This is a genomic window from Rhizobium sp. K33 (genome assembly GCF_056501445.1).
Map to the genome: position 1 here is coordinate 2,563,299 of NZ_CP096478.1, position 24,929 is coordinate 2,588,227.

Here is a 24,929-nt window from a genome sequence, read left to right on the forward strand (position 1 = left end):
CTCTGCAAATGTCGCGTCACATTCGCATAGGCGTCACAAAGAGCAAGCGCGATCAGGACAAAAACTATGCTGTTTGAGACATGGAACACAGGTTTGATTGCAGTGCAGCACAGAAACATCAGGTGCTGACCGGGCGCTGAGACAGCGCGCACTTTCCAAGCAGCGATGACCGCGTTACATCGGAGAGGATGTGATCGGGAGCCCGGTTCAGGTGCGTGACAGGACAGACATACTCGGACTTTTTGAAGCGAGCGCGATCGCCGCAGGTCGGGTCATTCTGGACATCTATAAAGCCGGGGCCGATGTGCGCCTGAAGAGCGACAAGTCGCCGGTTACCGAAGCCGACGAGGCTGCCGAACGCGTGATCCTTGATGCGCTGTCGCGCGATCTGCCGGATATTCCGGTCGTTGCCGAGGAGGAAGTCGCCGCCGGCCGCATTCCCGACATCAGCGGCGGCCGGTTCATCCTGGTCGACCCGCTGGATGGCACGCGCGAATTCATCGGCGGCCATGACGATTTCACCGTCAACATCGCCTTGATCGAGGACGGAACACCCGTTCTCGGCGTGGTTCACGCCCCGGCCCTCGGCGCCCTGTTCCTCGGCGGTTCCGGCAAAGCCGAAAAGGTGAAGCTCGACCAAGCGGATGCGATTATCGCCCGTCTGCAGATCGCCGCGCGCAAGAAGAGCCCCTCGCCCGCCGCCCTCGTCTCGCGATCGCATAATTGCGAGGCGACGGAAGCCTATATTCGAAAGTCCGAGATCATGGAGCGCAAGACGGTCGGCTCCTCGCTGAAATTCTGCCTCGTGGCAGAAGGGCTGGCCGACATCTATCCCCGCTTTGGTCCAACGATGGAATGGGACACTGCCGCAGGCGATGCGGTGTTGCGGGCCGCGGGCGGCATGGTTTCCACCGAAGACGGCGCACCCCTCACCTACGGAAAGCGTCTGGCCGGCCTGCGCCCCTTCGAAAACCCGCCTTTCATCGCCACAGGACGCCCGCAAGAGCGGGGATGACTTTTTTGATTTCCTGAGTGAATTCAAAGGGGGCTTGCGATTTTCGTCCCCCACCGTCGGACATGACGGAGACTTACCCCTTCACACCGCGCTGCCTCGGCAGCCGAAACCGAAGGAGAGACCATGTCCGACACAACTGCCAATCTCGCCCTGCCCTTCATCCTGCCCGCGCAGGCGCAGAAACATGTGACCCACAACGAAGCACTTCAGCGGCTCGACGCGCTGGTGCAGATGGTTGTCGCAACCAGCGCAGCCATTCCGCCGGCAGAACCTGCCGAGGGGGAAGTGCATTGGGTCACCTCTCCTGCTACCGGTCTGTGGACAGGTCATGCCGGGACGCTTGCGCTGTTTCAGGATGGCGTCTGGCTCTTCATTGCGCCGAGGCCCGGCTGGTCGGCGGTCTTTCTCGAAGAGGAACGATTGAAGCTCTACGACGGGACGGACTGGATCGACACGCCCCTGCCCGATGCGGCCCGCTTCGACCGCCTCGGGATTGCCGCCGATGCCGATAGCTACAACAGGCTGTCAGTCTCGGCCCCCGCGACCCTCCTCAATCACGCCGGCGACAGCCATCGCCTGACGGTCAACAAATCAGGCACGTCAGAGACGGCGAGCCTGATCTTCCAGTCGAACTGGCAGGGCCGCGCCGAAATGGGCCTCGCCGGCGAGGATCGCTTTTCCCTCAAGGTGAATGGTGATGTGACCGGCTGGCGACAGGCAATCAGCGTGACGCCGGAAGGCTATGTCCGCCAAGACCAGCGTCCCTTCGCCCGCGCAGCCCTCAACACGGCGACGCTGACACCTGTGGCCGGCAGTTTCACCGGCTTCGACACGCTGCATCTTTCGGGCGGAGACGTTTCGCTGGGCTCGCTGCTCTCTTCGGGCAATGGGCGTCCGCTCATCGTTCCGACCTCCGGCCTTTACCTTCTGTCGCTCTCCGTCCGGGCGATCAGCACCGGCACCCACACGGTCCATGTGAGCCGCAATGGTACGGCGGATGTCTTGAGCCATATCGGAGGTGCGGGATCGTCGAGCAGCGTCGGCCTCGTTTGGCTCGATGCTGGTGACGCGCTGACGCTTCGCCATCTCGGCACGATCCAATACGAGTTCGGCTATGGCAAGACGGAACTTTGCCTCGCCCTGCTGTGACCTGAGGCGGACATAAAAAAGAGGCGCCACGCAATGCCGGCGCCTGATCCTACTGCTGGTGTATTGGCGTCTCAGAGGAGACGATAACGACAGGCGCGCGCCACGGCCTGCATGCGGTTGACCGCTTCCAGCTTGCGCATGGCACTCTTCAGATAGCTGACCACGGTGTGGCTCGAGATATCGAGAATGATGGCGATCTCGTCGCTGCTCTTGCCGGCGGCCGACCAGCGCAGACATTCGATCTCGCGAGCAGAAAGCTTTTCCTTGGGGCCAAGACGCGGCACCAGGGCCTCGACGCCGGCGTCGAGCAGCTCCATCGCGCTCAGCTGGAGCGATGCGATCTGCTGGCGTTCGGGCTCTGTCGCCCGTCCGGAGAAGACCAGGATATACTGGGTCTGATTGCGGTCGTAGAGGCTGTAGGCGAGCGAGGCGCCGAGGTCGAAATTCTGGAAGAGCGGCGCCACCGGCTGGCGGGCTTCCGATCCGGCGGTCCCGAGGAACAGATTGTCTTCGCTGTAGATCGGCAGGATCGATTGCTTGATCCGCGCCACCAGCTGGCTGCCGGCATAGACTTCCGCCGCCTCGTAGCCCAGCCTCAACTCGTCCGGCCAGGTGCAGACGATGAGATTGGCCGAGAATTCCGGGCTGTCAGCCTTCGGGAAGCGCGCGAGAAGACAGTGGCGAAAGCCATAGGCACGCCCGAGCGAGAAAAGCTCCCGACCCCACGACCCCGTGGAGAGCGCTTCGCTCTGAAAAACGGCAGGACCGTCACCAAGACTGTGACCGCTCGTCACATCAGTTGGCCTGAACATAAAACTCCTTTCGACCAGACGTTCGTCCGATCGGGATCTGAATGTTTATGGACTTTGAGTCGTTCCATTGAGGAACGGGTATCATCTGGGCCTGTCGCCGGTCTTGCGGCTCGAACGAGGATCCGCTTGGCTCGACATTGCCCTCACGACTGACGGATCAGCCGGCATGGTTTTCTTGATGGGCGCCCAATGCCACAGATCCCGGACGGGCACCAGTCACTGGAGCCGCATAACTCCTATGCAATTGCCGCAAGTTTACTCAACTTGCGCAAAACCCTCCGAATCTTGGTGGGCCCGCATCGCGAAAATTATTATCAAATGCTTACAATGGGCTTAGGCAAATTTTAAAGCATCGGTCCTAGTATCAGGGTGTGTGGTCTTGAGTTTGTATAGAGAGTCCAATGACCGAAATGATCCGCCCCCGAGTGAAATATGTCATCGGCCCCGATGGCAGCCCCCTGACGATTGCCGATCTTCCGCCGGCCAATACACGCCGCTGGGTGATCCGCCGCAAGGCTGAGGTTGTCGCGGCTGTGCGTGGCGGCCTCTTGAGCCTGGAAGAAGCCTGCGAACGCTACACGCTGACCGTGGAAGAGTTTCTCTCCTGGCAGTCCTCCATCAGCGATCACGGCCTGCCGGGCCTGCGCACCACCCGCATTCAGCAGTATCGCCATTAGTACCTTTGGTGCCGGCCTGGCCGGCACGACGATACTTTGACAAGACACATTCCTGAACCGGCATGGCCCAGCCTGCCGGTTTCATGATTCCTGGGCTTAGGCTTTTCTGTCCAACGCGCTCAAGGCCACGACGGCGAGGCTCGATCCGGCATAGAACCAGAGCCCCGGCTGCGTAAAGGCCTGCGCCAGACCGCTGGTCTTCGTCGCGAAGATGACAATCGCGACCAGAAGCACGTCCATCATCGACCATTTCGACAAGACCGGGACCAGCCGATCGAGCAACCCCTCGCGCGCTGCCCCATCCTTCGCCAACTGTTCAGCCGCGACCAGCAGGAGTTTGACCAGCGGAAAGGCGATCGAAACGAGGCCGACAAGCAAGGCCAACAAACCGTCGCCACCCGACCAGAGCGAGAGAATGACCTCAACGAGCGAGGCATCTGTAGAAAAAAGATAGAAACTCTCAAATCGCATCAGCGGAAGAGTGATGCCGAGCGCGAAAGCAAAGGAAGCACCGACGAGAAGCAGTGCGTTCAACCAGACCAGCAAACAGAACCCCTTCCGATATCGAACACTGCGTGTCCGACCATGTCGTTGCCGGTCCGCTGAGCCCGATGTTAAGCAGAAGGCCATGACCACGGCAACAGGAGGCAAGGATGCAGATCACCAGTGAAGAAGCCGGATCCGGCGGGCGTTATGACGGCCGCGTCGAGGGAATTGAACAGCCTGCGATCATGACCTTTTCCCGCGCCTCGGACACCCTGATCATCATTGATCACACAGAGGTGCCCGCGGATATGCGCGGCACGGGCGCTGGCCAGGCGCTCGCGGAACATGCGGTGGCCGAAGCCCGCAAGGGTGGCTGGAAGATAATCCCCCTCTGCCCTTTCATGAAGGCGCAGATGGATCGTCACCCGGATTGGAACGACGTCCGCAAGAGCTGACACGTCTCTTGAAAACGAACGAAGGCGGACGCGGGACTACCCGCGACCGCCTTCTCTTTCGAAATCTCAACCAGACTGAATAGCGTTATTCAGGCCCGGACACGCATCTGGCCATCGCGCTCTTCGAGAGCGGCCGCCTTCTGGTATTCCGCTTCAGCCTCTTCCAACGCCAGTTCGGCCGCTTCCTGCTGGACCTTCAGTTCCCGGATCGAGACCTGAAGATTGTCCGCACGCTGGCGAGCTGCCTTGGCGAAGGTGGGATAGGCGAAATGATTGGGATCGGTGATGCCCGATTTCTTTTCCTCGATGCCGATCTGAGCCTCGAGCTCCTTCGCCATCCGTTCGAACTCCGACATCATAGACTGCAACTGCTGCAATTGCCGACGCTTTTCGGTGACCTGAAATCCCTTCAGGCGTACCAGGCTCTCACGCGACTTCATACGCAATACTCCCGTGATGCGAGATCCCCCGCCACACTTGCTACTCAACACACCCGCCACCGATTCGTCCAAAAAAAGTCCGCGGCGTTAACAAAAAGCTACCCTTGGTAACCTTTCGTTTACGGGCATCGTTAATGATAAGCCCGATCACTTAAGGGTCAGTAAATGCCAGAGCCCGAAAAGAGCTCCTGACAATGATGAGTCAAATGAATCGGTTACAGGGGATTCCTGAGGCGCTGATTCAGGTGTGGCGATGACCGAAACACATGAAGAATCAGGAGGCTGATATCTTTGCTTAATAAATTCGATACACCTTGCCAGAGGGAATCAGAATTTGTTAACCAATTGGTGGCAGCCTTCAAATCAGGCAACGACTGGATCCGTATCGCGTAGGGGGCCAACTTGACCTTTCGGCGGCGGTAAAGGGGATAAATATGCGGGTTCTACTCATTGAAGACGATAGCGCGACGGCGCAGAGCATCGAACTGATGCTCAAGTCCGAGAGCTTCAACGTCTACACTACCGATCTCGGCGAAGAAGGTGTCGATCTCGGGAAACTCTACGACTACGATATCATTCTGCTCGACCTGAACCTGCCCGATATGTCCGGCTACGAGGTGCTGCGCACTCTTCGCCTGTCCAAGGTGAAGACGCCGATCCTGATCCTTTCCGGCATGGCAGGCATTGAAGACAAGGTGCGCGGTCTCGGCTTCGGCGCCGACGACTACATGACGAAGCCTTTCCACAAGGACGAGCTGGTTGCCCGCATTCACGCGATCGTTCGTCGCTCCAAGGGTCACGCCCAGTCGATCATCATCACCGGTGAACTGATCGTCAATCTCGATGCCAAGACCGTCGAAGTCGGTGGTCAGCGCGTTCACCTGACGGGCAAGGAATACCAGATGCTGGAGCTCCTCTCGCTCCGCAAGGGTACCACGCTCACCAAGGAAATGTTCCTGAACCACCTCTATGGTGGCATGGACGAGCCGGAACTGAAGATCATCGACGTCTTCATCTGCAAGCTGCGCAAGAAGCTTGCAAACGCCGCCGGCGGCGCAAACTACATCGAAACCGTGTGGGGCCGTGGCTATGTGCTGCGAGAGCCGGATGGCGCGGAATACATGGAAACGGCCTGAGGCCTTTCCCTTTCCTGATCAAGAGGCCCGCGTCCTGGACGCGGGCTTCTTGCTTTCTGGGGTTCCCGTTCAGGCAGCAGATCCGGCAAAGCGCAGACGAAAAAAGGCGACACATTCAGTGCCGCCTTTTGCAGATCGATCAGGACTGTGAAATCAGGCGGCGATCGCCTTGTCGCCAAAGGTCTTGGTCAGGATCTCGCGATCGAAAGGCTTGAGCAGGAAGTCGTTGGCTCCGGCCCGCTTGCCGGCCATCATCACCTTCAGCTCCGCCTCGACCACGCAGTAGTAGATCTTGACGGCCTTGCCCTCGGGTAGCGCCCGCACATTCGAGATGAGGTCCAGCGCGTCGGCCATGCCGGCATCGACAATCATCACGTCGGGAAGCTCACGTTCACAGCGCGTCAGCGCCTCACGGCCGGAAGCGGCCTCGGAGATCTGGTAACCAAGCTCCGAAAGGATCTTCTTGCCGACCTTGCGAACGATGTCCGAGCCGTCTGCGATCATCAAGCGCTTCATGGTCAACTCCCCTCCCCGTGACGGGGATTTCAATTGTATCCGACACCATACCGGGCCGCGACTAAGGAAAAGTTACCGGTTGTATCACCTCACCGTCCCAGTTTGGGACGGCTCAGGCGACCACTTCGGCGGTGAAGGCGATCTCGCCTTCGCTCGGAACGCATTTCAGCTCCATGCCGCACTCGTCTGCCAGCAGCACCGTGTAATAGGGCTGGATGGAATGCGCATCGACTGCTTCCTCGAGCTGGCCGGACAGGATTTCCTGATACTTCGGCGGCACGCGCAGCATGCGGCCCTTGGCAACGATTTTGAACTTCGCGTCGGTCTCAGGGTTCTCGAGCGAGATGTCGAGCGAGCCGCCGCGCGGAATGGCGCCATAGGCGACCAGGAAGAGGTTGAGCAGCAGCTTCACGCGGTTCTTGGCAATGATCGCGCGCGGACCGCTCCAGGTGACCTCGGTCTTCTTTTCGGCAAGCGCGAAATCCTTCGCGGCCTTCTCGGCCTCGCCCGTGTCGATCGATGCGCCAACGGAGCCCGAGGCACCGAAAGCAAGGCGCGCGAACTTGAGGCGGACGGAGGCATTGAGCGCACTGGTGCGGATCAGATCCATCGCATCGGCATCGGCACCGCCCTCGTCGAGCAGTTCGAGGCCGTTGTTGATCGCGCCGACAGGCGAGATGACGTCGTGGCAGACGCGGCTGCACAGCAGCGCCGCAAGGTCGGGACCTGCCAGCGTGAGGTTGGGGTTCTTCGCCATGGTCGTCTCCAGAAGATGTGGACCCTCAGCGCAACAGGCGGACGCAGGTCCGCAGGCCGCGACTTGGTCGGATGCCGTTCGGCCATAATGACACCATATTTGGTAAACCGATTATTAAGACGACGCTCGCTAGGTTTAATTACCCCCAAGGAAGATGCCGAATCCATCGGCGTCGCATTCAGGAGGCACCATGCATCACCTGCCCCACCGCTCCCCGCTGTCGTTCAAGGCAATGGCCCTGGCCGTTCTGGCACTGATCAGCATCGCAGTCGCGCAGCGCCCTGCCGAAGCCGCCGGCGAATATTCGATCCAGGAAGTGGTCGATGCCGGTCACGGCTTCTTCGGCGAAACCAGCGGCGCCTTGGCAAAGGTGATCGAACAGGCCTTCGAACAATATGGCCTGCCGAACGGCTATATCCTCGGCCAGGAAGGCTCGGGCGCCCTGATCGCCGGCCTGACCTACGGCGAAGGCACGCTCTACACGAAGAATGTCGGCCAGCATGACGTCTTCTGGCAGGGCCCGTCCCTCGGCATCGATTACGGCGGCAACGGCACCCGCGCGATGATGCTGGTCTATGACCTGCCCGACGTCGACACGCTCTATGCGCGCTATGGCGGCGTCAGCGGCTCGGCCTATATCGTCGCCGGCGTCGGCATGACGGTCCTGAAGAGCCGCGACGTGATCCTCGTTCCGATTCGCACCGGCGTCGGCGCCCGCCTCGGCGTCAATGTCGGTTACCTCAAGCTGACCCGCGCACCCACCTGGAACCCTTTCTGAGCTGGCAAGTTGCGCCGCTCAGGCTCACGCAAGCTCGATCTGGTGTGTCGTTAGCCATATTCGTCGAAGGACGCCGCACCGCTAGCCGTTTTGCTTGCCGGGTGGCGGCCGGCATGCTTAACTAACTGCTAATTCTCTCAGACTGCTGTGGCGCGACCGTGATTGAATATGCCCTGATTTTCGCAATGGGATTTATGGCGGCAGCGCTGCTGGTGATGCTCGTCGCCCCGGCGGTGCATCAGCGTGTCGTGCACTACACGGAAAACCGCCTGAAGGCGACCATGCCGCTCAGCCCGCAGGAAATCCGCGCCCAGAAGGACATGGTGCGCGCGCTCTATGCCGCGGAAAATGCCCGCACCCAGCACGAACTGACCCGCGAGCGCGAGCAGTCGATCGCTTTGAAGCTGAAGAACGAGACGCTCAGCGGAGAGGCTGCACGGCTCCTGGCCGACAACAAGGATCTCAAGGTTCAGATCGAGGAGATGAGCACAGAAGCGGCCGATCTTCGCTCGCGGCTTCGCCGTGGCGATGTCGAGATCAGCGCCATCCGTGAGACCTTGAAGCGCGTCGAGATTGCCTCCGCTGCCAAGGATGTCGAACTGGAAGACCGCGCCCACCGGATCGCCCGCCTGCTCAGCGACATCGATACCATGCGTATCGAGGCGATGAGCCGCGACACCGAGATTGACACGCTGAAGACCCGCATCCAGGGCATGCGCGACGAACGCGAAGAACTGCGGCGCGAAAGCAAGCTGCTCGGCAAGCGCGCCAAGGACGCCGAACTTCGCCTCACCCAGGAAGAACACAAGGTTCTGCGGCTCGAAGACATTCTGGCCCGAGACGCCGCCGAGCGCGCCGATGCAAGCTCGCTTGCGGAGCGACGGACCCGTGAACTGACCGATCTGCGGGCGAAACTCAAAACCGTGAACGCTCAGCTGCGCACGGCCCAGCGCGCCCTCAGGGAGGCTGGCATCGCCCTGCCCGAGACGAAAGAGCTCCCCATGGCCGAAGACGAGATCGCCAATTCCAACCTCGCATCCGACCCCGCAGTGCTCGAGAACGACATCCGTCGCAGCCAGACGGTCCTGACGGAACGCCTGCTGAAGGCCAAGGCTTCGACCGAAGATGATGCGCTGCGCGAGGAACTGGGGGATATCGCCGCAAAGATGATCGTGCTGACCGCGGCGCGCGAGGGTGAGCAGTCCGTGATTTCGGATCTCATCGGTCCGCAACAGAAGACCGGCGACAAGCAGAAGAGCCTGGTCGACCGTGTCCTGGCCATGGATCCCTCCATCGGTCGCAACACGGGTCTGGCGACGCCGGCCGAGTAATCGATCTCCATTATTGGTGAGAAGGCGGGCGAAGCCTCAGCCGAGCCGCCCCATGGCGCGTGCGATCGCATAGAGCGCGATCCCGCTCGCCGTGCCGACATTGAGGCTGTCGAGCCCGGGCGCCTGCGCAATCCGCGCGGAATGAAACCGTTCGAGGATTGCCGCTGGCAGCCCCTCCCCCTCCGTGCCCATCACCAGCGCCACGCGGCGGCCGGACTTGATCCCACCGATCTCCACCGCTCCGGAAGGCGACAGCGCCCAGATCTCGAAGCCGGCCTCGGCAAGCGTGCCGAGAACCGTCTCTGCACTCTCCTGCCGCGCATAGGGGACGGCGAGCACGGAACCGACAGACACGCGCAGCGCCTTGCGATAGAGCGGGTCGCAACAGGTCTCGTCGAGCAGCACGGCATCAGCCGTGAAGCCGGCTGCATTGCGGAACAAAGCGCCGATATTGTCGTGGTTCGAAATCCCGCAGCCGACCAGCACGAGCGCACTGTCAGGCAGTTGAGAGACCAGGCTGGCAAGATCGGGCGGTGCAGCGCGGCTGCCGACCGCCAGCACGCCGCGATGCAGGTGAAAGCCCGCGATCGCATCCAGCACCGCAGTCTCGGCAACATAGACCGGCACATCCGCCGGAAACTGATCGATGACGTCCGACAGGCCTGCGACCCGGTTCTTCAGCAGCAAGAGCTTCTCGGCCCGCACCGGACCAGAACCGCCATGCGCCTTGGCCAGCATCGAGAGGACCACCGTCCCCTCGGCGATGAACTGCCCCTGGCGGCCCGTCAGATCGCGCTCGCGGATCGAGGTGAACTCGGCGATCCTGATGTCGCCGGGATCGGTGATCTCGATAGGGCGTCCCGCCTCCATGGCCGCCTCAGTCGCCGGCAAGCGTGACGTCGGCGATGATGCGGCCGAGCCCGAGATCAAAGACGAAGGCCTTGCGCTCGCCGGTGGCGGTTTCGCCATAGATCAGCATCTGGCTTCCCGACAGCGAAGTCTGCACCACGCGGAAGCCGGCCGGCAGATTGGCCGTGAGGCTAAGCGGCTGGTCGGAGGGAACCGCAAACGGCTGCGCAGCCGTGGCCACCGGCTGGGCGCCGCCTTCATCGCGTGTCAGCTTATAGAAGATCGACACCAGCACCGCGAGGAAGAGGGCCGCCATGATCCCGCCGGAGATCAGCTGCAGCTTGACCATCTTGCGCCGAACGCCTTCCATGACGGGATCAAGCGGCTTGTCTTCCTGGTTCTCGTCGTCGATATGCGTCATGGCTGCAGTCATTTCTCACTTGTGTTCGCGCTACACTCGACGCTTCCACCGGGGCGAACGGACCGGAGAAAATCGCCGGGCTCGCCGGCTGTCGATTGTCGAAGCCCCCGGTCTGTGCCAAATGGCAGCGACAAAGGCCAAAGCCCCGGCCGCCGTAAGACGGGATGACATGATGACCGACCCCTTTAACGAAGCCGCCGCATCAAGGAAAGAGCTGATTGCCGAGGACGATGCGGGGGGCCGCATCGATGCCTGGCTTACGGCAGCGCTTGGGGCCGAGTTTTCCCGCAATCGGGTGAAGGCGCTGATCGAGCAGGGCGCAGTGCAGTTGAATGGCACGCTCCTCGACAGTCCGAACCGCAAGGTGAAGCCCGGCGACAGCGTCATCATCGATCTGCCCGAGCCGGAAGACCCGCAGCCGAAGGGCGAGAACATCCCGCTCGACGTGCTCTACGAGGACAAGGACCTGATCGTCATTGCCAAGCCGCCAGGCCTCGTCGTCCATCCGGGCGCCGGCAATTGGCATGGCACGCTGGTCAACGCACTGATCTATCACTGCGGCGACAGCCTGTCGGGCATCGGCGGCGTTAAGCGCCCGGGCATCGTCCACCGCCTCGACAAGGACACGTCCGGCGTCATGGTCGTCGCCAAGAACGACATCGCCCACCGCCACCTCGCCGACCAGTTCGCCGACCATGGCCGCACGGGTCCGCTGGAGCGCGCCTACCGCGCCGTCGTCTGGGGCCGCCCGCGCACGCTGGCCGGCACGATCGACGCAGCCCTTGGCCGTTCCGGTGCCGACCGCACCAAGCGCACGGTGAAGCGCGAGGACACCGATGACGCCCGCGAAGCGATCACGCATTACACGGTGCTCGAGCGCTATGGCGAGAAGCCGGACGCCACCTGCCTCGCCTCGCTGGTCGAGTGCCGTCTGGAGACCGGCCGCACGCACCAGATCCGCGTCCACATGGCCCATATCGGCAATCCGCTGGTGGGAGACCAGGAATATGGCGCGGCGTTCAAGACCAAGGCCAATCTCCTGCCAGACGAGGCCAAGCGCGCGGTGAACAAGTTCCACCGCCAGGCGCTGCACGCCTATCTGCTCGCCTTCGAGCATCCGACGACGGGTGAGACCATGCGATTTGAAGCGCCGATCCCGGCGGATCTTCAGAAGGTTATCGACGCCCTGAAGGCGATGTGAGAGACTGGAAGTCGATCACCGACCGTTCCATGATCGGTTGACAGTCCGTCACGCTCTCGTGACGGAACGCAAATCTTGTATCGCCGTTTTGCCATACTTATCTGTCATATGGATTTCCGTGGGGTTGAGATCCACGGAGATCGGGCTCGCCGTCAATTTAGGGAGCCCCGAAGGAAAAGGGGGTGCTTTATGGCCCGCAATACGCTGCCGACCATCACTGCCGGTGAAGCCGGCCTCAATCGTTATCTCGACGAAATCCGCAAGTTCCCGATGCTGGAGCCGCAGGAAGAATACATGCTCGCGAAGCGTTATGCCGAGCATGGTGACCGCGACGCCGCTCACCGCCTCGTAACCAGCCACCTGCGCCTCGTGGCGAAGATCGCCATGGGTTACCGCGGCTACGGCCTGCCGATCGGCGAAGTCGTTTCGGAAGGCAATGTCGGCCTCATGCAGGCCGTGAAGAAATTCGACCCCGAGCGCGGCTTCCGCCTCGCCACCTATGCCATGTGGTGGATCAAGGCCTCGATCCAGGAATATATCCTGCGCTCGTGGTCGCTGGTGAAGATGGGCACAACCGCCAACCAGAAGCGCCTTTTCTTCAACCTGCGTCGCCTCAAGGGCAAGATCCAGGCGATCGAAGAAGGCGATCTGAAGCCCGACCAAGTCACGGAGATTGCCACCAAGCTGAACGTTTCGGAGGAGGAGGTCATCTCGATGAACCGCCGCCTCTCCGGCGACGCGTCGCTGAATGCGCCGCTGCGCGCCTCCGAAGGCGAGAGCGGCCAGTGGCAGGATTGGCTCGTCGACGATCACGACAGCCAGGAAGACGTGCTGATCGAGCAGGATGAGCTGGAAACCCGCCGCAGCATGCTGAAGCGCGCCATGAGCGTGCTGAACGAGCGCGAGCGCCGGATCTTCGAAGCCCGCCGCCTGGCAGAAGACCCGGTGACGCTGGAGGAGCTGTCCTCCGAGTTCGATATCAGCCGCGAACGCGTCCGTCAGATCGAAGTCCGCGCCTTTGAGAAGGTGCAGGAAGCGGTCCAGAAGGATGCGCTGGAGCGCGCCAAGGCTCTGCGCGTCGTGGAGGCCTGACCGGCTCTCAAATTCGGAAACACCTATTCAAGCCGCCCGGGCAACCGGGCGGCTTTTTCGTGTCGAACAAGCCGCTATTCCGTCGCAAGCTGCTGCCGGGAAAAGAGCGTGAGCCCAAGCCCGGTCAGGACTGCGAACCATCCCACAAGCGCGACAAAGCCGAACAGCGCGGCAGCCGGCGCACCGCCTGCCAGCAGCCAGTCGCGAAGCCACTGGGCGGCATAGCTCGGCAGAGGCAAGCGATCGGCATCCGTCCCCAGATAGAGCTGCAGCACCGTCGAGCCGATGGCGAGCATGAAAGCCGCGATCACGGCGCCGATCATCGAGCGGAACGCCACCACGAGCAGCGCAACCAGCGCGCAGAGGACACCGAGCTCCAAGAATGCAATGCCGAAGGCGACAACCAGAGAAGAGAGCGAAGAGACGCTGAGATCGACTGCCTGCCCCTGCAGGATCGCGAAGAGCAGATTGAGCACCATGTCGCCGATTGCGGCAACCAGAAGCGCGAGAGCCAGACAGAAGAGGCAGACGAGCAGCTTGGCGGCGAAGAGATGCACGCGCGCAAAGCGCGGCACCAGCAGCCTCCAGGTGGCATAGCGATATTCCAGGAAGAACACCGTCGCGACACCCAGCGCAAACAGGAGATGTCCGAGCGAGTTGCCGGAGACGCTGAGGCTCTTCGCCGCCGACAGGAACAGGTCGATGTCGCCGGACTGCCGTCCGAGCCGCAGATAGACGAAGCCCGCAATGACGAGCTTCACCACGAGCGCCGCGAGCGGCACGGACAGGAAGCCCCAGAAAAGGATCCCGGGCTGACGCATCAGCTTCAGCATCTCGGCGGAAAACAGCGATCTCATCGGCGCGCCTCCCGTGTTTCGGACAGGAAGACGGTTTCGAGATCCGGCTTGATCCACTTGGCCTCGTGGATCCGCACACCAGCCTGCGCGAGGGACTGGATGAGATCAGGCACCTCTGCCCGCTCAATCCGCACATAGACGCCGTCATCGCCAGCCTCGGCCTTGTCGCCAAGCCGCGCCAGCAGCACTTCCGGAGCCTCGACCTTCAGCCAGAAGCGCCCGTCCCTATCGAGCAGATCGGCGACTGCCCCTTCGGCGACAAGGACACCGCGCTGGAGAATGGCGACCCGGTCGCAGACCCGCTCCACCTCATCCAGCAAATGGCTGGAGAGCAGCACCGTCAGGCCATCGCGATGGGCGAGGTCGTGGATAAGCGCCCGCATTTCGAGGATGCCATCGGGGTCAAGCCCATTGGTCGGCTCGTCCAGCACGATTGCCTCCGGCTGGCCGATCAGCGCGCAACCGATCCCGAGACGCTGCTTCATGCCGAGCGAATAACCCGAGACCGCCTTGTCGGCTGCCGCCTGAAGCCCGATCCGTTGCAGCACCGGCTCGACCAGGGACAGCGTTCTGCGCGCGCGTGCCAGCATCTGCAGATGCTCGCGTGCAGAGAGAAACGGATAGAAGCTGGGCGACTCGATCAGCATGCCCAGACGAGCCCTCTGCCGGGGCCCTGCGCTCTCGCCGAAGATCTGGACCTCGCCCTGATCAGGCCGCAGCAAACCTGCCAGGATGCGCAGCAGCGTGCTCTTGCCCGCCCCATTCGGCCCAAGCAGGCCATAGACGACACCGCGCGGGATCGAGAGGCTCAAGCCGTCGAGCGCCTGCACAACGCCGCCACCGCGCCCGAAAGCCTTGCTGACGGACAAGAAGGCAATGGCAGGCTCACTGCCCTGATCGTCACCATGGTGTCTGACAACATTTTGCGCCTGTAGCGACATGCGGTCTCCCTGCTCCTGACGGATCAATCAGTCGGTTGCAGATCGGCCGCTTGGAGCCGTCTATCCCGATCTTTGATCGTCCCCCGTGAAAAGAAAAATCCGCCGGAGATCTTCCGGCGGATTGCTTAAGTGACAGACAGGCGCGCCTCAGTTCGCAGGCGCGGCAGGCGACAGCGCCGCCCATTCGCGCAGGACCTGCTCGAAGACATTTCCGCCCGTCGTGCCCTTGTCCAGCGTGATCAGCGCACGGCGGCCATTGCGATAGGTGACCGGAATGTCGATCCAGCCACGGGTCGAAAGAAGCTCTAGATTGCGCTTCACCACGTCCTCGAAGTCGTTGAGCGCCACCAGATAGGTGTCGTCGGTGACCTTGGCAGTTACGGCAACCAGCGGGTCGCCGCGGTCCTGCTCGGTGCGCTTCATGGCGATCCGCTGCAGGTTCTCGATCGCACCGCCTTCGAAATCCGGCGGAACCGAGAAGACCACCTCGATGATATGGCTTGCCGGCAGCGAGTTGTCGGTGTTGCGCTTGAAGGTCAGAAGCGCCGAGATGCCCCGCTCCGGAACCGTGATGCGGCCCTGGATCTGCGGGTCGGGACGGCCGTCCGGACCATTCTCGCGCACGGCGGTCCAGGTAATCGAGCCGGGCACGGCGACAGGCGTTGCCTGACCGATGCGCTCCTCATAGAGGAACAGCTTTTCGCCACCGGCAACAGGCGCCGTATTGGCAGCGGTCCCCGGCGTCTGGGTCGCGGCCGCGCCGTTTGCGGCGGCCGGCGCATCCGTCGGTTCGACGGTCGATGCAACGGTCTGTGCCGAGACCGAACGGCCTTCGGCAGGTGCGCCAGTCGCAGGCGCACTGCCCGCACCTTCATCCACCTCGGTGCCATCAGCACGCAGACGCTGGGTGAACTTCTGGCCTTCCTGCGGCTCTTCGGCCGGTGCGGCAGCGGTCTCGGTGGCCGCCGGGGTTTCCGCAGGCGCCTCAGTTTCCGCCGGAGTGGTCGCCGGAGCCTCCGCCGTCTCTTCGGCAGGCGCAACCTCACCGGTCAGATTGGCGACCATGCTGCCGATGTCATCGCGCATGCTCCATGCCAGATACCCGCCACCAGCGAGCAGCACGAGCACCAGCGCACCGATGATCATCGGCGCGAAGTTGCGGCGCTTTTTCGGCTCCAGCCGATAGGCCGGCTGCTGTCCATAACCGCCGACCAGGGCTTCCATGCCGTCAGCCTGGCCGCCCAGATCGACCTGGGCACCCTTGGCGCTCGGCGCGAAGCTGTCGATATGCTCGTCCCACTCGGTCGCGGCGGGGGTGGCACCCGATGCCAATGCGGCATCGGCGTCACGCGGCGCCCTGCCCTCGTCGGCATGGTCCTGGAACCACTGACTGAAGTCGTCGGGGTCGACGGTCGCGGCCGCTGGTGTGGTCGAAAGCTTCTCCACGACAAGCGGATCTGCCTCGGGCAACTGCAGGCCTTCCGGGGCGATATAGTCGCGGCCGGCTTCGACATGCACCGGCTCTTCATAGGCAGGAAACTCGTCGGTCGGCGTATAGGACACCGCCGCCGGGCCGGGTTCGATTTCCGGCAGTTCCGGCACCCGGTTCGCAGCCGTCTCGCTGACAACCGGCAGATCCCAGGAGGCCGCCGGAATGGCCGGTGCCGGGTCCTGAGCGCGGCTCTGCAGCCAATCCTCGACGGAATCGACACGCAGGCCGAGCGCCGGTGCTTCGGGTTCGAGATGGGCTTCGACCTGCGGTGCTTCGGCAGCAAGAGGCTCCGATGCGAAAGGCGTAGCTTCAGCCTGCGGCACGATATCCCAGGCGGGCGTCACCTGCTCCGGCTCGTCCGCCTGCGACCAGGTCTCTTCAGCCGTCGGCTGATCGTCGAACGTCACCGGCTCGGGATGGACATCCGCGTCTTCCGGCCGCTCGTCGGCATGCACCTCGTCCGCGACAGCAGGCTCTTCGCGGCTGTCGTAGAGGCCGGCGTAATCGTCTTCCGCAGCGACATGGCCGAAAGCCGGTTCGCTCTGCCAGGACGTGCCATGCTCAACCACAGGCTCGCTCGAGACCTCCGGCTCAGGCTCGACAGGCTGATCAACGACCGGATCGTCCTGCGGAGCGGGCTCGTCCACATAAACCTCGGCCGACGGGGTTTCTGCCGGAGCGGCCTCCGCCATATGAGCATCGGCCCAGTCGTCACCGGTCACGACCGGCTGTGCCTCGACCGGCTCTTCATATTGAGCAGTCTCGGCAACGGGTTCCTTTTCGACCGGAGCGGGTTCGGCTTCGGGCTCCTGCGAAGCGTTAGGCTCCGCCCAGGCCGGCGCGGCATCGGCGGCGACAGCTGCCGTCGCAGCAGCTGCCGGGACGGCGGCAGAAGGCGCATCATCCAGCGGCGGTAGCGCCTCGGCATGCTCTGCCTCGACTTCCCGAATGGCCTGATCGAGCTTGTCCAGCTGGCGCTGAAGCATGTGCTCGGGCGGGCGCGGTGACATGTTCTCGAGCTGCCGAACGACAGCGGCGCGAGCCTTTTCATAGACCCGCGCGCGCATCTCCGGAGTATTGTTCGAGAGCCCGTCTACGGCCCGTCGAATCACTGCGATAAAGTCAGCCATCAGCACTTTCTCTAAGGTGCCGGCCCGATGAGAGCCGGCATAACTTGATTAAATTGTGAGATTAATCCTCGAAGGGGTCCGTCACAAGTATTGTGTCGTCGCGTTCGGGACTTGTCGACAGGAGGGCGACCGGCGCACCGATCAGCTCTTCCACCTGACGCACGTATTTGATCGCCTGAGCCGGCAAATCCGCCCATTTGCGGGCGCCAACAGTCGATTCCTTCCAGCCTTCGAGCGTGATGTAGATCGGCTCGACGCGGGCCTGGGCGGCTTGTGCTGCCGGCAGGTAGTCGATTTCCTGGCCATCCAGCTTGTAGCCGACGCAAATCTTCAGCTCTTCGAGGCCGTCGAGCACGTCGAGTTTGGTGAGCGCAATGCCAGTTATTCCATTGGTGGCGACCGACTGGCGCACCAGCGCCGCGTCAAACCAGCCGCAGCGGCGCTTGCGGCCCGTCACTGTGCCGAACTCATGGCCCTTCTCGCCGAGGAACTGGCCGATCTCGTCATGCAGCTCGGTCGGGAACGGGCCTTCGCCGACGCGGGTCGTGTAGGCCTTGGTGATCCCCAGGATATAGCCGAGCGAGCCCGGACCCATGCCGGAACCGGCAGCGGCCTGACCGGCGACCGTGTTCGACGAGGTCACGAAGGGATAGGTGCCGTGGTCGATGTCGAGCAGCGACCCCTGCGCGCCTTCGAACAAGATGCGCGAGCCCTTGCGGCGCTCCTTGTCCAGGAGCACCCAGACCGAATCCATGAAAGGCAGCACGCGATCGGCGATCGAGGTCAGCTCTTCCATGATCGTCTTGTGTTCGATTTCGGCAACGCCGAAGCCGCGACGCAGCGCGTTGTGATGGGTCAGGATACGCTCGACCTTGCCTTCCAGCGCATCGAGATCAGCGAGATCCATCACGCGGATCGCGCGACGACCGACCTTGTCTTCATAAGCCGGGCCAATGCCGCGGCGAGTCGTGCCGATCTTCGTGCCGCTGTTGGAGGCTGCATCTTCGCGCATGCCGTCGAGTTCGCGGTGCAGCGAGAGAATCAGCGTGGCGTTCTCGGCAATGCGCAGATTGTCCGGCGTGACCGACACGCCCTGGTCCTTCAGACGGCCGATTTCGGCGATCAGCGCGTGCGGGTCGACGACCACGCCATTGCCGATCACGGCCTTCTTGCCGGGACGCACGACGCCCGACGGAAGCAGCGACAATTTATAGGAAACGCCGTCGATGACGAGCGTATGGCCGGCATTGTGTCCACCCTGGAAGCGGACCACGATGTCCGCACGTTCGGAGAGCCAGTCGACAATCTTGCCCTTGCCCTCGTCACCCCATTGCGAACCAATCACCACGACATTCGTCATCACATAATCCTGTATATCGCGCAGCGTCTGCGCCCTACCCAAACCCGCGCATCTATACTGTGTTGTTTTTGGGAAATCGACCCGTATTGACGGGCGATTTGGCTTTTTGCGTGACAAAGCATGACCCCTCGCCTATTTCGGAGGCAATTCGCGCTGCACCGAACCGGGGGGACAAGGGTTTGGGCGCCGGCGCCAGCATGCAGGGAAGAGTAAGCTTTGCCCATTCGCGCCTATACCTTTCTCGTCATCACCACCCTCCTCTGGGGCGGCAATACCATCGCCGGCAAGCTGGCGGTCGGCCATGTCAGCCCGATGGTCCTGAGCTTCGGTCGCTGGGCGCTCGCGACCCTGATCATCGCTTCGATCTCGATCCCGCAGATCCGCAAGGACTGGGATGTCCTCAAGGCAAACTGGAAGCTCCTGATCTTCTACGGCGCCGTCGGGTATGCCGCCTTCAACGGCTTCCTCTACACGGCTCTCAAGTATACCAGCGCCGTGAATGGCGCGATCGAACAGGGCGCGATCCCGGTCCTGATCTTCGTCATCAACTTCCTGCTGTTCCGGATCCGCGTCTCGGCCATCCAGATCCTCGGCTTCCTGATCAGCTTCGTCGGCGCGGCGGTCACGGCATCTCACGGTGACCTGCAGACGCTTCTGACCCTGACACTGAACTATGGCGATCTGCTGATGCTGTTTGCCGGCATTTCCTATGCGATCTACACGGTCTCGCTGCGCTGGAAGCCGCCGGTCCACTGGAAGAGCCTGATGGCGGTGCCGGCGCTCGCCGCAGCCGTCACCTGTCTGCCGCTCCTCTACTGGGAGCAAGGACGCGGCGAACTGATACTGCCCGACATGCAGGGCTGGTTGATCGTCCTTTATGCCGGGCTTTTCCCCTCCCTGATCTCGCAGATCCTCTACATCAAGGGCGTGGAAGGCATCGGCGCGAACCGCGCCGGCCTCTTCATCAACCTCGTGCCCGTCTTCGGCACGCTGCTGTCGATCACCATTCTCGGTGAGAAGCTGGAAGTCTTCCACGTGATTGCGTTGATCCTCGTTCTGGGCGGCATCGCGATCGCCGAATGGGGGAAGCCGGCAGCGGAGAAACCTGCGGCGAAGCCGACGCCCTGATCTCATCCTTCAGGATGCGATAACTCGGGGCCGACAGACAGAATCCCGACATGGCCGTCTGCCAAACGGGCGGCGGTCAGCCGTCCGCTTCGATAGCAATGGGTATCGAGGCTCACCCGGTCCGGACCGACATGGGCCTCGCGCATGGGCGTGTGCCCATGGAAGACACGGACGGGAAGGCCCGGCCCAAGATCTAGGAACGAGCGGCGTATCCACATCAGATCGTCATCCGTCTGCTCCGAAAGTGGCCGTCCCGGGCAAATCCCGGCATGGGCAAAGACATCGTCCCCGATCGTCAGCAGCACCGGCAGCCCGCGCAGGAAATCGACATGGCTTTGGGGAATGGCCGCGCGCGCCGCTTCTCGCACGCCGTAGGATGCACACGCCGCCGCATCGTTCTCGTCCAAGTCGAGGCCGTAGGAGCACAAAGTGCCGATCCCGCCGTGATCGAGGAACCAGTCTCCCGCAGGGTCTCCATCCAGATAGGAGAGAAAGGCATCGTCATGATTGCCGCGCAGGCAGATGCGATCGAAACCGGCCGGTGCCGACGCAGTCAGATGATAGAGCACCGCCGCCGATTTCGGTCCGCGATCCATGTAGTCACCCAGCATGACGATCAGCTTTGGCCCCTCGACTGTCTCCGCATCCTTTCGGATGACCTCCTCGAGTGCCAGCAGCTGATCGAGGCATCCATGCACATCACCGACGGCATAGATACGGACATAGCGGGACGGCTCTAGGGCAAGGCGCGGAGGCCGGCCGCTTGAGGGAGTATCGGAAAAGCCTTCGCCCATGGAGGTGTCCTTACGCCGCGTTCCTGCAGAGAGAAAAGCGCAGGCCAACAAAAAAGGCCAGCACCTCGCGATGCTGGCCTTCGTTTTGTCGTTCGACCTGTTACGGGGTCGTGGTCGGCGCCGGGGTACCGGTACCCGTACCGCTATCGGCCGGCGGAGTTGTCGGAGCCGGGTCGGTCGCAGGCGGGGTTGCCGGAGCCGTATCGGTTGCCGGCGGCGTGGCCGGAGCCGTATCGGTTGCCGGCGGCGTGGCCGGATCTGCAGCCGGCGGGGCAGCCGGATCGGCGGCAGGCGGCGTCGCGGTGTCAGCCGGCGGAGTGGTGGTTGCCGGCGGCGTCGCCGGTTCCGTCGTTTCCGTCGTGGTGGTTGCTGCCGGATCGGTGGCGTCATTGCCGCCGAAGACAAAGAAGGCGCCGGCTGCGATCACGACGATCAGCAGGATGGCGATGCCCCAGGTTGCGCCGCCACCGGTGGCGGTCTGCTGCGTAACATGGGGACGCTGGTCAAGGCGGGGATCAGGACGTTGGTCCATGGGATATTCCTCCTGGTTGGGAGGCCGAGCATCGTGAAGGTCACCTGCCCGGCCTTATCATTGGATCAAGCCAGTGGTTACTGCACCACGCCGACGACGACGTAGGTCTTCGGGTCAACGATCACGCGCTGATTGTTGACGACGGCATAGGCATAGGTCGGGTTTTCTGGGACCGGCGTCAGAACGACCTGCTGCGGCAGGGGCTCGCCAACGGCGACCTGCTGTTCGATGACGATCGGCTGAGCCGGCAGCGGCTGTTCGCGAACATAGGTGACGACCGGGGCCGGCGGCGGATCAACGGCCGTGCCAGCAATGGCACCGACCACGCCGCCTACTGCGGCACCTACCGGACCACCGACGATCGCGCCGGTCACGGCACCACCGGCAGCACCGGTGACAGTGCTTTCCTGCGCCAGAACGGGCGTGGAGACGACACCAAGTACTACAGCTCCAAGAGCGATAATCTTCGTATTCATGGCTTCTTCCTTTCCGTTGACTGCCATTGGCGGAAAGAACGGCCATCACGCGAAATTGTTCCGCGAACTGATCAGAAGCCTCTACTGCAAGCCCTTGGAAAAATTGGCGGAATTTAGGCAGGGGCGTAGTATTTGGGGCAATCAATACTGGAAGTAGCAGAAAAGGAAGCGCACGCCGAGCGGCGCCAGCAACCGGTAAATGCCAGGAGAAACTCGCCAAAGATCAGCTGTGATCTGGTGACTTCATGTCGGTGTTTGAGCTTCAGCTGCCCCAGCCGACGATGCCCTTGATCTCCAGAAAATCGTGGATGCCCCAATCGGCATATTCGCGCCCATTGCCGGACTGCTTGTAGCCACCGAAGGGTGCGGACGTGTCCCAGTCGGGATAGTTGAGATAGACGGAGCCTGCGCGCAGCTGTGCCGCGACACGCCGGGCGTGATCGATGTCTTGCGACTGAACATAGGCCGCCAGGCCGTAGACGGTGTCGTTGGCGATGGAGATCGCCTCCTCTTCCGTCTCGTAGGACAGGATCGACAGGACCGGCCCGAAGATTTCCTCGCGGGCGATGGTCATGTCCGGCGTGACATGACCGAAGATCGTCGGGCGCACGTAATAGCCGCGATTGAGCCCGTCCGGTCGGCCCGGACCGCCGGTGACCAGCAGGGCCCCCTCCTCGATCCCCAACTCGATCAACCGCTGGATCTTGTTATACTGCACGTCGCTGACCACGGGGCCGAGCACCGTGTCCTCGGCGCCGGGATCGCCGACCTTGTGGGTTTCGGCGGCTTCACGCGCAATGTGCAGCGCTTCGTCATGCCGGGCGGCCGGCACCAGCATCCGGGTCGGCGCATCGCAGGATTGACCGGAATTGCCGAAACACCCTTCGACACCCTTGCGCACCGCGGTTTCGAAATCTGCATCCGGCAGGATGATATTGGCGGACTTGCCGCCCAGTTCCTGTGCCACGCGCTTGACCGTATCGGCCGCGGTCTTGGCAACGATGATGCCGGCCCGGGTCGAGCCCGTGAAGGAGACCATGTCGACATCGGGATGGCCGGCCATCACCTGCCCGACCTCGGGACCGCGCCCGTTGACGAGATTGAACACGCCATCAGGGGTTCCCGCCGCTTCCATCACCTCGGCAAAGATGAGACCCGAGATCGGCGCGATCTCCGAAGGCTTCAGAACTACGGTGCAGCCGGCGGCGATGGCCGGCGCGACCTTGCAGACGATCTGGTTGAGCGGCCAGTTCCAGGGGGTAATCAGCGCGCAGACGCCGATCGGCTCCTTGACGATGCGCGTCGTCCCGCGCTGCTCGGAGAACTCGAAACTCTTGAAGGCGGCGATCGTCGCCTCCAGATGCGCCCGGCCGGCCCAGGCCTGAGAGTCCCGCGCAAAAGCCAGTGGCGCGCCCATCTCGCGGCTGACGGCCTGCGCAATGTCCTCGAAGCGTTCGTTGTAGACCGCAAGGATCCGTTCCAGCAGCGCAAGCCGCTCGGCGCGGTCGGTGACGGAGAAGGTGGCGAAGGCTGCCTTGGCCGCAGCGACGGCGCGATCGACATCCGCCCGGCTGCCGATCGAGATCGTCGTGAAGGGCTCTTCCGTCGACGGGTCGATGACATCGAGCAACGCCGGCTCCACCGGATCGACCCATGCACCGTCGATGAAGAACTTCAAATGCTTGGACATACTGGCTCCGGCGGAGAAGATGAAATGAGATCGGCACTATTCGCCACACGCCTGAACTCGGCAAGCACGCAAGAGGCGACAGACCACCTTTCCCCAACCAGAATGGGGAGATCAGCGTTCCAGGCCATCGAGCAATCGATACCAGGCGATATGGCCCGCCACACCAAGGCGTCTGAAGCGATGCAAGGGGATGCGCCGCAGCGGTGTGATCGGCAAGGGGAACACGTCCTGATCACCGTCTGCGAGGTAACGCGCAAGCGGTGCGCCGAGCGCCGTCATCAGCCCGATACCGCGCCCCTGACAGCCGGCCACCATGACCAGCCCCGGCTCCGGCTCATGCAGATGCGGGAGATGATCCGGCGTCATGGCGACGCGTCCGAACCAGCGGTGATCGATGCGAAGAGAGGCGAGCGTGGGAAAGAGCCGGTGCAGCGCCCGCTCCAGATGTGCCCAATCCTCCGTAGAGCGCGGCTCGCGCATCGGCCCGCGGCCACCCAGCACGAGGCGACCATCAGGACTGCGACGATAGTAGACGACGATCCGGCGGCTGTCGGAGACGGCCTGCCCCCCGGGAAGGATGAAGTCCAGTTCGGCCGGCAGCGGTTCGGTGGCGATTTGGAAGGAATGAAGCCAGACGAGGCTCTCGGCAAGCTTCGGCACAGGGGCGCCCGAATAGGCATTCGTCGCGACCAGGACCTTTCTGGCCCTGATCGAACGCCCGCTCGCGGTCGTGACCTCCCAGCCAGCGCCTACTTTCCGGAGCGAGGCAACACCATCCTTCACCACCAGCCCGGCACCGGCTTCCGTGGCGAGACGCGCAAGCTCGTGAACCAGGGCCAGGGGATTGACGACCCCTGCCCGCCGATCGAGAAAACCGCCGCGATAACCATCCGCACCGGTCAGGAGCCCGACCTCGGCCTGATTGAGCAAAGCCACATCGGCCCCCTGTGCCCGCCATTGCCGATTGCGCCGCACGGCGGCTTCCATGGCCGTCTCGGTATGCGCCGCCTGGACCCAGCCGGTACGTGCATGCTCGACGTCGAGGCCCTCGCTTGCGATCAGGTTGAAGACGGCATCCGCTGTCTCCGCCGAAAACTTCGTCAGCCGCTCGCCAAGATCCGCGCCGAAGACGGCCAGCAAGGTCTCCGGGTCCTGCTTGAGCCCGGGGATGACCTGCCCGCCGTTCAACCCGGAAGCGCCGGCGCCGATCTCGCCCGCTTCGATGACCTGCACCGAAAGCCCGGCCCGAACGGCATGAAGCGCGGTCGAAAGCCCCTGATAACCCGCGCCGATCACCACAAGATCGACATCACCGTCGAAGAACCGACAGACGATCGACGAGGAGGGTCGCCGCCAGACCGGCGAAACCATGGATTGGCGCTGCATGAAGGTGAGACCCGAGACGCGATCGATG

Annotated in this window: 26 protein-coding genes; 10 read left to right on the forward strand and 16 right to left on the reverse strand. The window is 62.7% G+C overall.

Annotated features, from left to right (window positions below):
- Positions 1–211: 211 nt before the first annotated feature.
- Together cysQ and M1E12_RS12580 are read left to right on the forward strand one after the other, a co-directional pair.
- Positions 212–1,015: a 3'(2'),5'-bisphosphate nucleotidase CysQ gene (cysQ, locus tag M1E12_RS12575; RefSeq protein ID WP_479562034.1), complete on the forward strand. Its 804-nt coding sequence runs from the start codon at positions 212–214 to the stop codon at positions 1,013–1,015.
- A 123-nt stretch (positions 1,016–1,138) separates the two neighbouring features.
- Complete coding sequence (locus M1E12_RS12580; RefSeq protein ID WP_479562035.1) at positions 1,139–2,164, forward strand: DUF2793 domain-containing protein; 1,026 nt, start codon at positions 1,139–1,141, stop codon at positions 2,162–2,164.
- A 71-nt stretch (positions 2,165–2,235) separates the two neighbouring features.
- Here the strand turns inward: M1E12_RS12580 and M1E12_RS12585 are convergent, their stop codons facing one another.
- On the reverse strand, positions 2,236–2,976 hold the full coding sequence (locus tag M1E12_RS12585; protein WP_113458430.1) for a helix-turn-helix transcriptional regulator: 741 nt from the start codon (positions 2,974–2,976) through the stop codon (positions 2,236–2,238).
- A gap of 401 nt (positions 2,977–3,377) precedes the next feature.
- Here M1E12_RS12585 and sciP point away from each other — a divergent pair, with 401 nt between their 5' ends.
- The gene (gene sciP / locus M1E12_RS12590; RefSeq protein ID WP_007606379.1) at positions 3,378–3,653 is read left to right on the forward strand and encodes a CtrA inhibitor SciP; all 276 of its coding nucleotides are present in this window, start codon (positions 3,378–3,380) and stop codon (positions 3,651–3,653) included.
- A 96-nt stretch (positions 3,654–3,749) separates the two neighbouring features.
- Here sciP and M1E12_RS12595 read toward each other — a convergent pair whose 3' ends face one another.
- Positions 3,750–4,199, reverse strand: a complete 450-nt coding sequence (locus tag M1E12_RS12595; RefSeq protein WP_479562036.1) for a paraquat-inducible protein A — start codon at positions 4,197–4,199, stop codon at positions 3,750–3,752.
- A gap of 107 nt (positions 4,200–4,306) precedes the next feature.
- Here M1E12_RS12595 and M1E12_RS12600 point away from each other — a divergent pair, with 107 nt between their 5' ends.
- Positions 4,307–4,594 carry a GNAT family N-acetyltransferase gene (locus tag M1E12_RS12600; protein ID WP_479562037.1) on the forward strand — a complete coding sequence of 96 codons (288 nt, stop codon included), beginning with the start codon at positions 4,307–4,309 and terminating at the stop codon, positions 4,592–4,594.
- 89 nt (positions 4,595–4,683) lie between these two features.
- On the opposite strand, the gene M1E12_RS12605 is transcribed toward M1E12_RS12600, so the two are convergent.
- Positions 4,684–5,034 carry a hypothetical protein gene (locus M1E12_RS12605; RefSeq protein ID WP_054148339.1) on the reverse strand — a complete coding sequence of 117 codons (351 nt, stop codon included), beginning with the start codon at positions 5,032–5,034 and terminating at the stop codon, positions 4,684–4,686.
- Positions 5,035–5,468: 434 nt separating this feature from the next.
- On the opposite strand from M1E12_RS12605, the gene ctrA reads away from it, so the two are divergent.
- Entirely contained in the window at positions 5,469–6,170 is a 702-nt protein-coding gene (gene ctrA, locus M1E12_RS12610; protein ID WP_054148338.1) for a response regulator transcription factor CtrA, read from the forward strand.
- A gap of 153 nt (positions 6,171–6,323) precedes the next feature.
- Here ctrA and M1E12_RS12615 read toward each other — a convergent pair whose 3' ends face one another.
- Both M1E12_RS12615 and chpT read right to left on the reverse strand, forming a co-directional pair.
- Entirely contained in the window at positions 6,324–6,686 is a 363-nt protein-coding gene (locus tag M1E12_RS12615; protein ID WP_113458433.1) for a response regulator, read from the reverse strand.
- 112 nt (positions 6,687–6,798) lie between these two features.
- Positions 6,799–7,443, reverse strand: coding sequence for a histidine phosphotransferase ChpT (chpT, locus tag M1E12_RS12620; protein WP_113458434.1), 645 nt, complete (start codon positions 7,441–7,443; stop codon positions 6,799–6,801).
- Between the two features lie 190 nt (positions 7,444–7,633).
- Here chpT and M1E12_RS12625 point away from each other — a divergent pair, with 190 nt between their 5' ends.
- Together M1E12_RS12625 and M1E12_RS12630 are read left to right on the forward strand one after the other, a co-directional pair.
- Positions 7,634–8,221, forward strand: a complete 588-nt coding sequence (locus M1E12_RS12625; protein ID WP_136538237.1) for a DUF1134 domain-containing protein — start codon at positions 7,634–7,636, stop codon at positions 8,219–8,221.
- 185 nt (positions 8,222–8,406) lie between these two features.
- Positions 8,407–9,552, forward strand: a complete 1,146-nt coding sequence (locus M1E12_RS12630; protein WP_310241658.1) for a coiled-coil domain-containing protein — start codon at positions 8,407–8,409, stop codon at positions 9,550–9,552.
- A gap of 36 nt (positions 9,553–9,588) precedes the next feature.
- Here M1E12_RS12630 and M1E12_RS12635 read toward each other — a convergent pair whose 3' ends face one another.
- Together M1E12_RS12635 and M1E12_RS12640 are read right to left on the reverse strand one after the other, a co-directional pair.
- On the reverse strand, positions 9,589–10,422 hold the full coding sequence (locus M1E12_RS12635; protein WP_479562038.1) for a TrmH family RNA methyltransferase: 834 nt from the start codon (positions 10,420–10,422) through the stop codon (positions 9,589–9,591).
- 7 nt (positions 10,423–10,429) lie between these two features.
- A complete protein-coding gene (locus M1E12_RS12640) occupies positions 10,430–10,822 on the reverse strand; it encodes a hypothetical protein (protein WP_479564879.1) in 393 nt (130 codons plus the stop codon).
- 172 nt (positions 10,823–10,994) lie between these two features.
- On the opposite strand from M1E12_RS12640, the gene M1E12_RS12645 reads away from it, so the two are divergent.
- Positions 10,995–12,023: an RluA family pseudouridine synthase gene (locus tag M1E12_RS12645; protein ID WP_136538235.1), complete on the forward strand. Its 1,029-nt coding sequence runs from the start codon at positions 10,995–10,997 to the stop codon at positions 12,021–12,023.
- Positions 12,024–12,212: 189 nt separating this feature from the next.
- A complete protein-coding gene (rpoH, locus tag M1E12_RS12650) occupies positions 12,213–13,115 on the forward strand; it encodes an RNA polymerase sigma factor RpoH (RefSeq protein ID WP_136538234.1) in 903 nt (300 codons plus the stop codon).
- Between the two features lie 74 nt (positions 13,116–13,189).
- Here rpoH and M1E12_RS12655 read toward each other — a convergent pair whose 3' ends face one another.
- The 4 genes from M1E12_RS12655 to M1E12_RS12670 all read right to left on the reverse strand — a co-directional run bounded on the left by M1E12_RS12655 (position 13,190) and on the right by M1E12_RS12670 (position 18,895).
- On the reverse strand, positions 13,190–13,972 hold the full coding sequence (locus M1E12_RS12655; protein WP_479562039.1) for an ABC transporter permease: 783 nt from the start codon (positions 13,970–13,972) through the stop codon (positions 13,190–13,192).
- Positions 13,969–14,913 carry an ABC transporter ATP-binding protein gene (locus M1E12_RS12660; RefSeq protein WP_479562040.1) on the reverse strand — a complete coding sequence of 315 codons (945 nt, stop codon included), beginning with the start codon at positions 14,911–14,913 and terminating at the stop codon, positions 13,969–13,971. Before M1E12_RS12660 ends, M1E12_RS12655 begins: the two co-directional genes overlap by 4 nt.
- 147 nt (positions 14,914–15,060) lie before the next feature.
- A complete protein-coding gene (locus M1E12_RS12665; protein ID WP_479562041.1) occupies positions 15,061–17,535 on the reverse strand; it encodes a hypothetical protein in 2,475 nt (824 codons plus the stop codon).
- 61 nt (positions 17,536–17,596) lie between these two features.
- Entirely contained in the window at positions 17,597–18,895 is a 1,299-nt protein-coding gene (locus M1E12_RS12670) for an adenylosuccinate synthase (RefSeq protein WP_062281335.1), read from the reverse strand.
- A gap of 216 nt (positions 18,896–19,111) precedes the next feature.
- Between M1E12_RS12670 and M1E12_RS12675 the strand changes: the two genes are divergently transcribed.
- Positions 19,112–20,023, forward strand: a complete 912-nt coding sequence (locus M1E12_RS12675; protein WP_479562042.1) for a DMT family transporter — start codon at positions 19,112–19,114, stop codon at positions 20,021–20,023.
- A 2-nt stretch (positions 20,024–20,025) separates the two neighbouring features.
- Here the strand turns inward: M1E12_RS12675 and M1E12_RS12680 are convergent, their stop codons facing one another.
- The 5 genes from M1E12_RS12680 to M1E12_RS12700 form a co-directional block, all read right to left on the reverse strand.
- Positions 20,026–20,817: a metallophosphoesterase gene (locus M1E12_RS12680; protein ID WP_479562043.1), complete on the reverse strand. Its 792-nt coding sequence runs from the start codon at positions 20,815–20,817 to the stop codon at positions 20,026–20,028.
- Positions 20,818–20,917: 100 nt separating this feature from the next.
- Positions 20,918–21,349 carry a hypothetical protein gene (locus M1E12_RS12685; protein ID WP_479562044.1) on the reverse strand — a complete coding sequence of 144 codons (432 nt, stop codon included), beginning with the start codon at positions 21,347–21,349 and terminating at the stop codon, positions 20,918–20,920.
- 77 nt (positions 21,350–21,426) lie between these two features.
- On the reverse strand, positions 21,427–21,825 hold the full coding sequence (locus M1E12_RS12690; RefSeq protein ID WP_310241646.1) for a DUF1236 domain-containing protein: 399 nt from the start codon (positions 21,823–21,825) through the stop codon (positions 21,427–21,429).
- A 262-nt stretch (positions 21,826–22,087) separates the two neighbouring features.
- On the reverse strand, positions 22,088–23,515 hold the full coding sequence (locus M1E12_RS12695) for an aldehyde dehydrogenase family protein (RefSeq protein ID WP_479562045.1): 1,428 nt from the start codon (positions 23,513–23,515) through the stop codon (positions 22,088–22,090).
- Between the two features lie 111 nt (positions 23,516–23,626).
- A complete protein-coding gene (locus M1E12_RS12700; protein ID WP_479564880.1) occupies positions 23,627–24,901 on the reverse strand; it encodes an NAD(P)/FAD-dependent oxidoreductase in 1,275 nt (424 codons plus the stop codon).
- Positions 24,902–24,929: the final 28 nt, after the last annotated feature.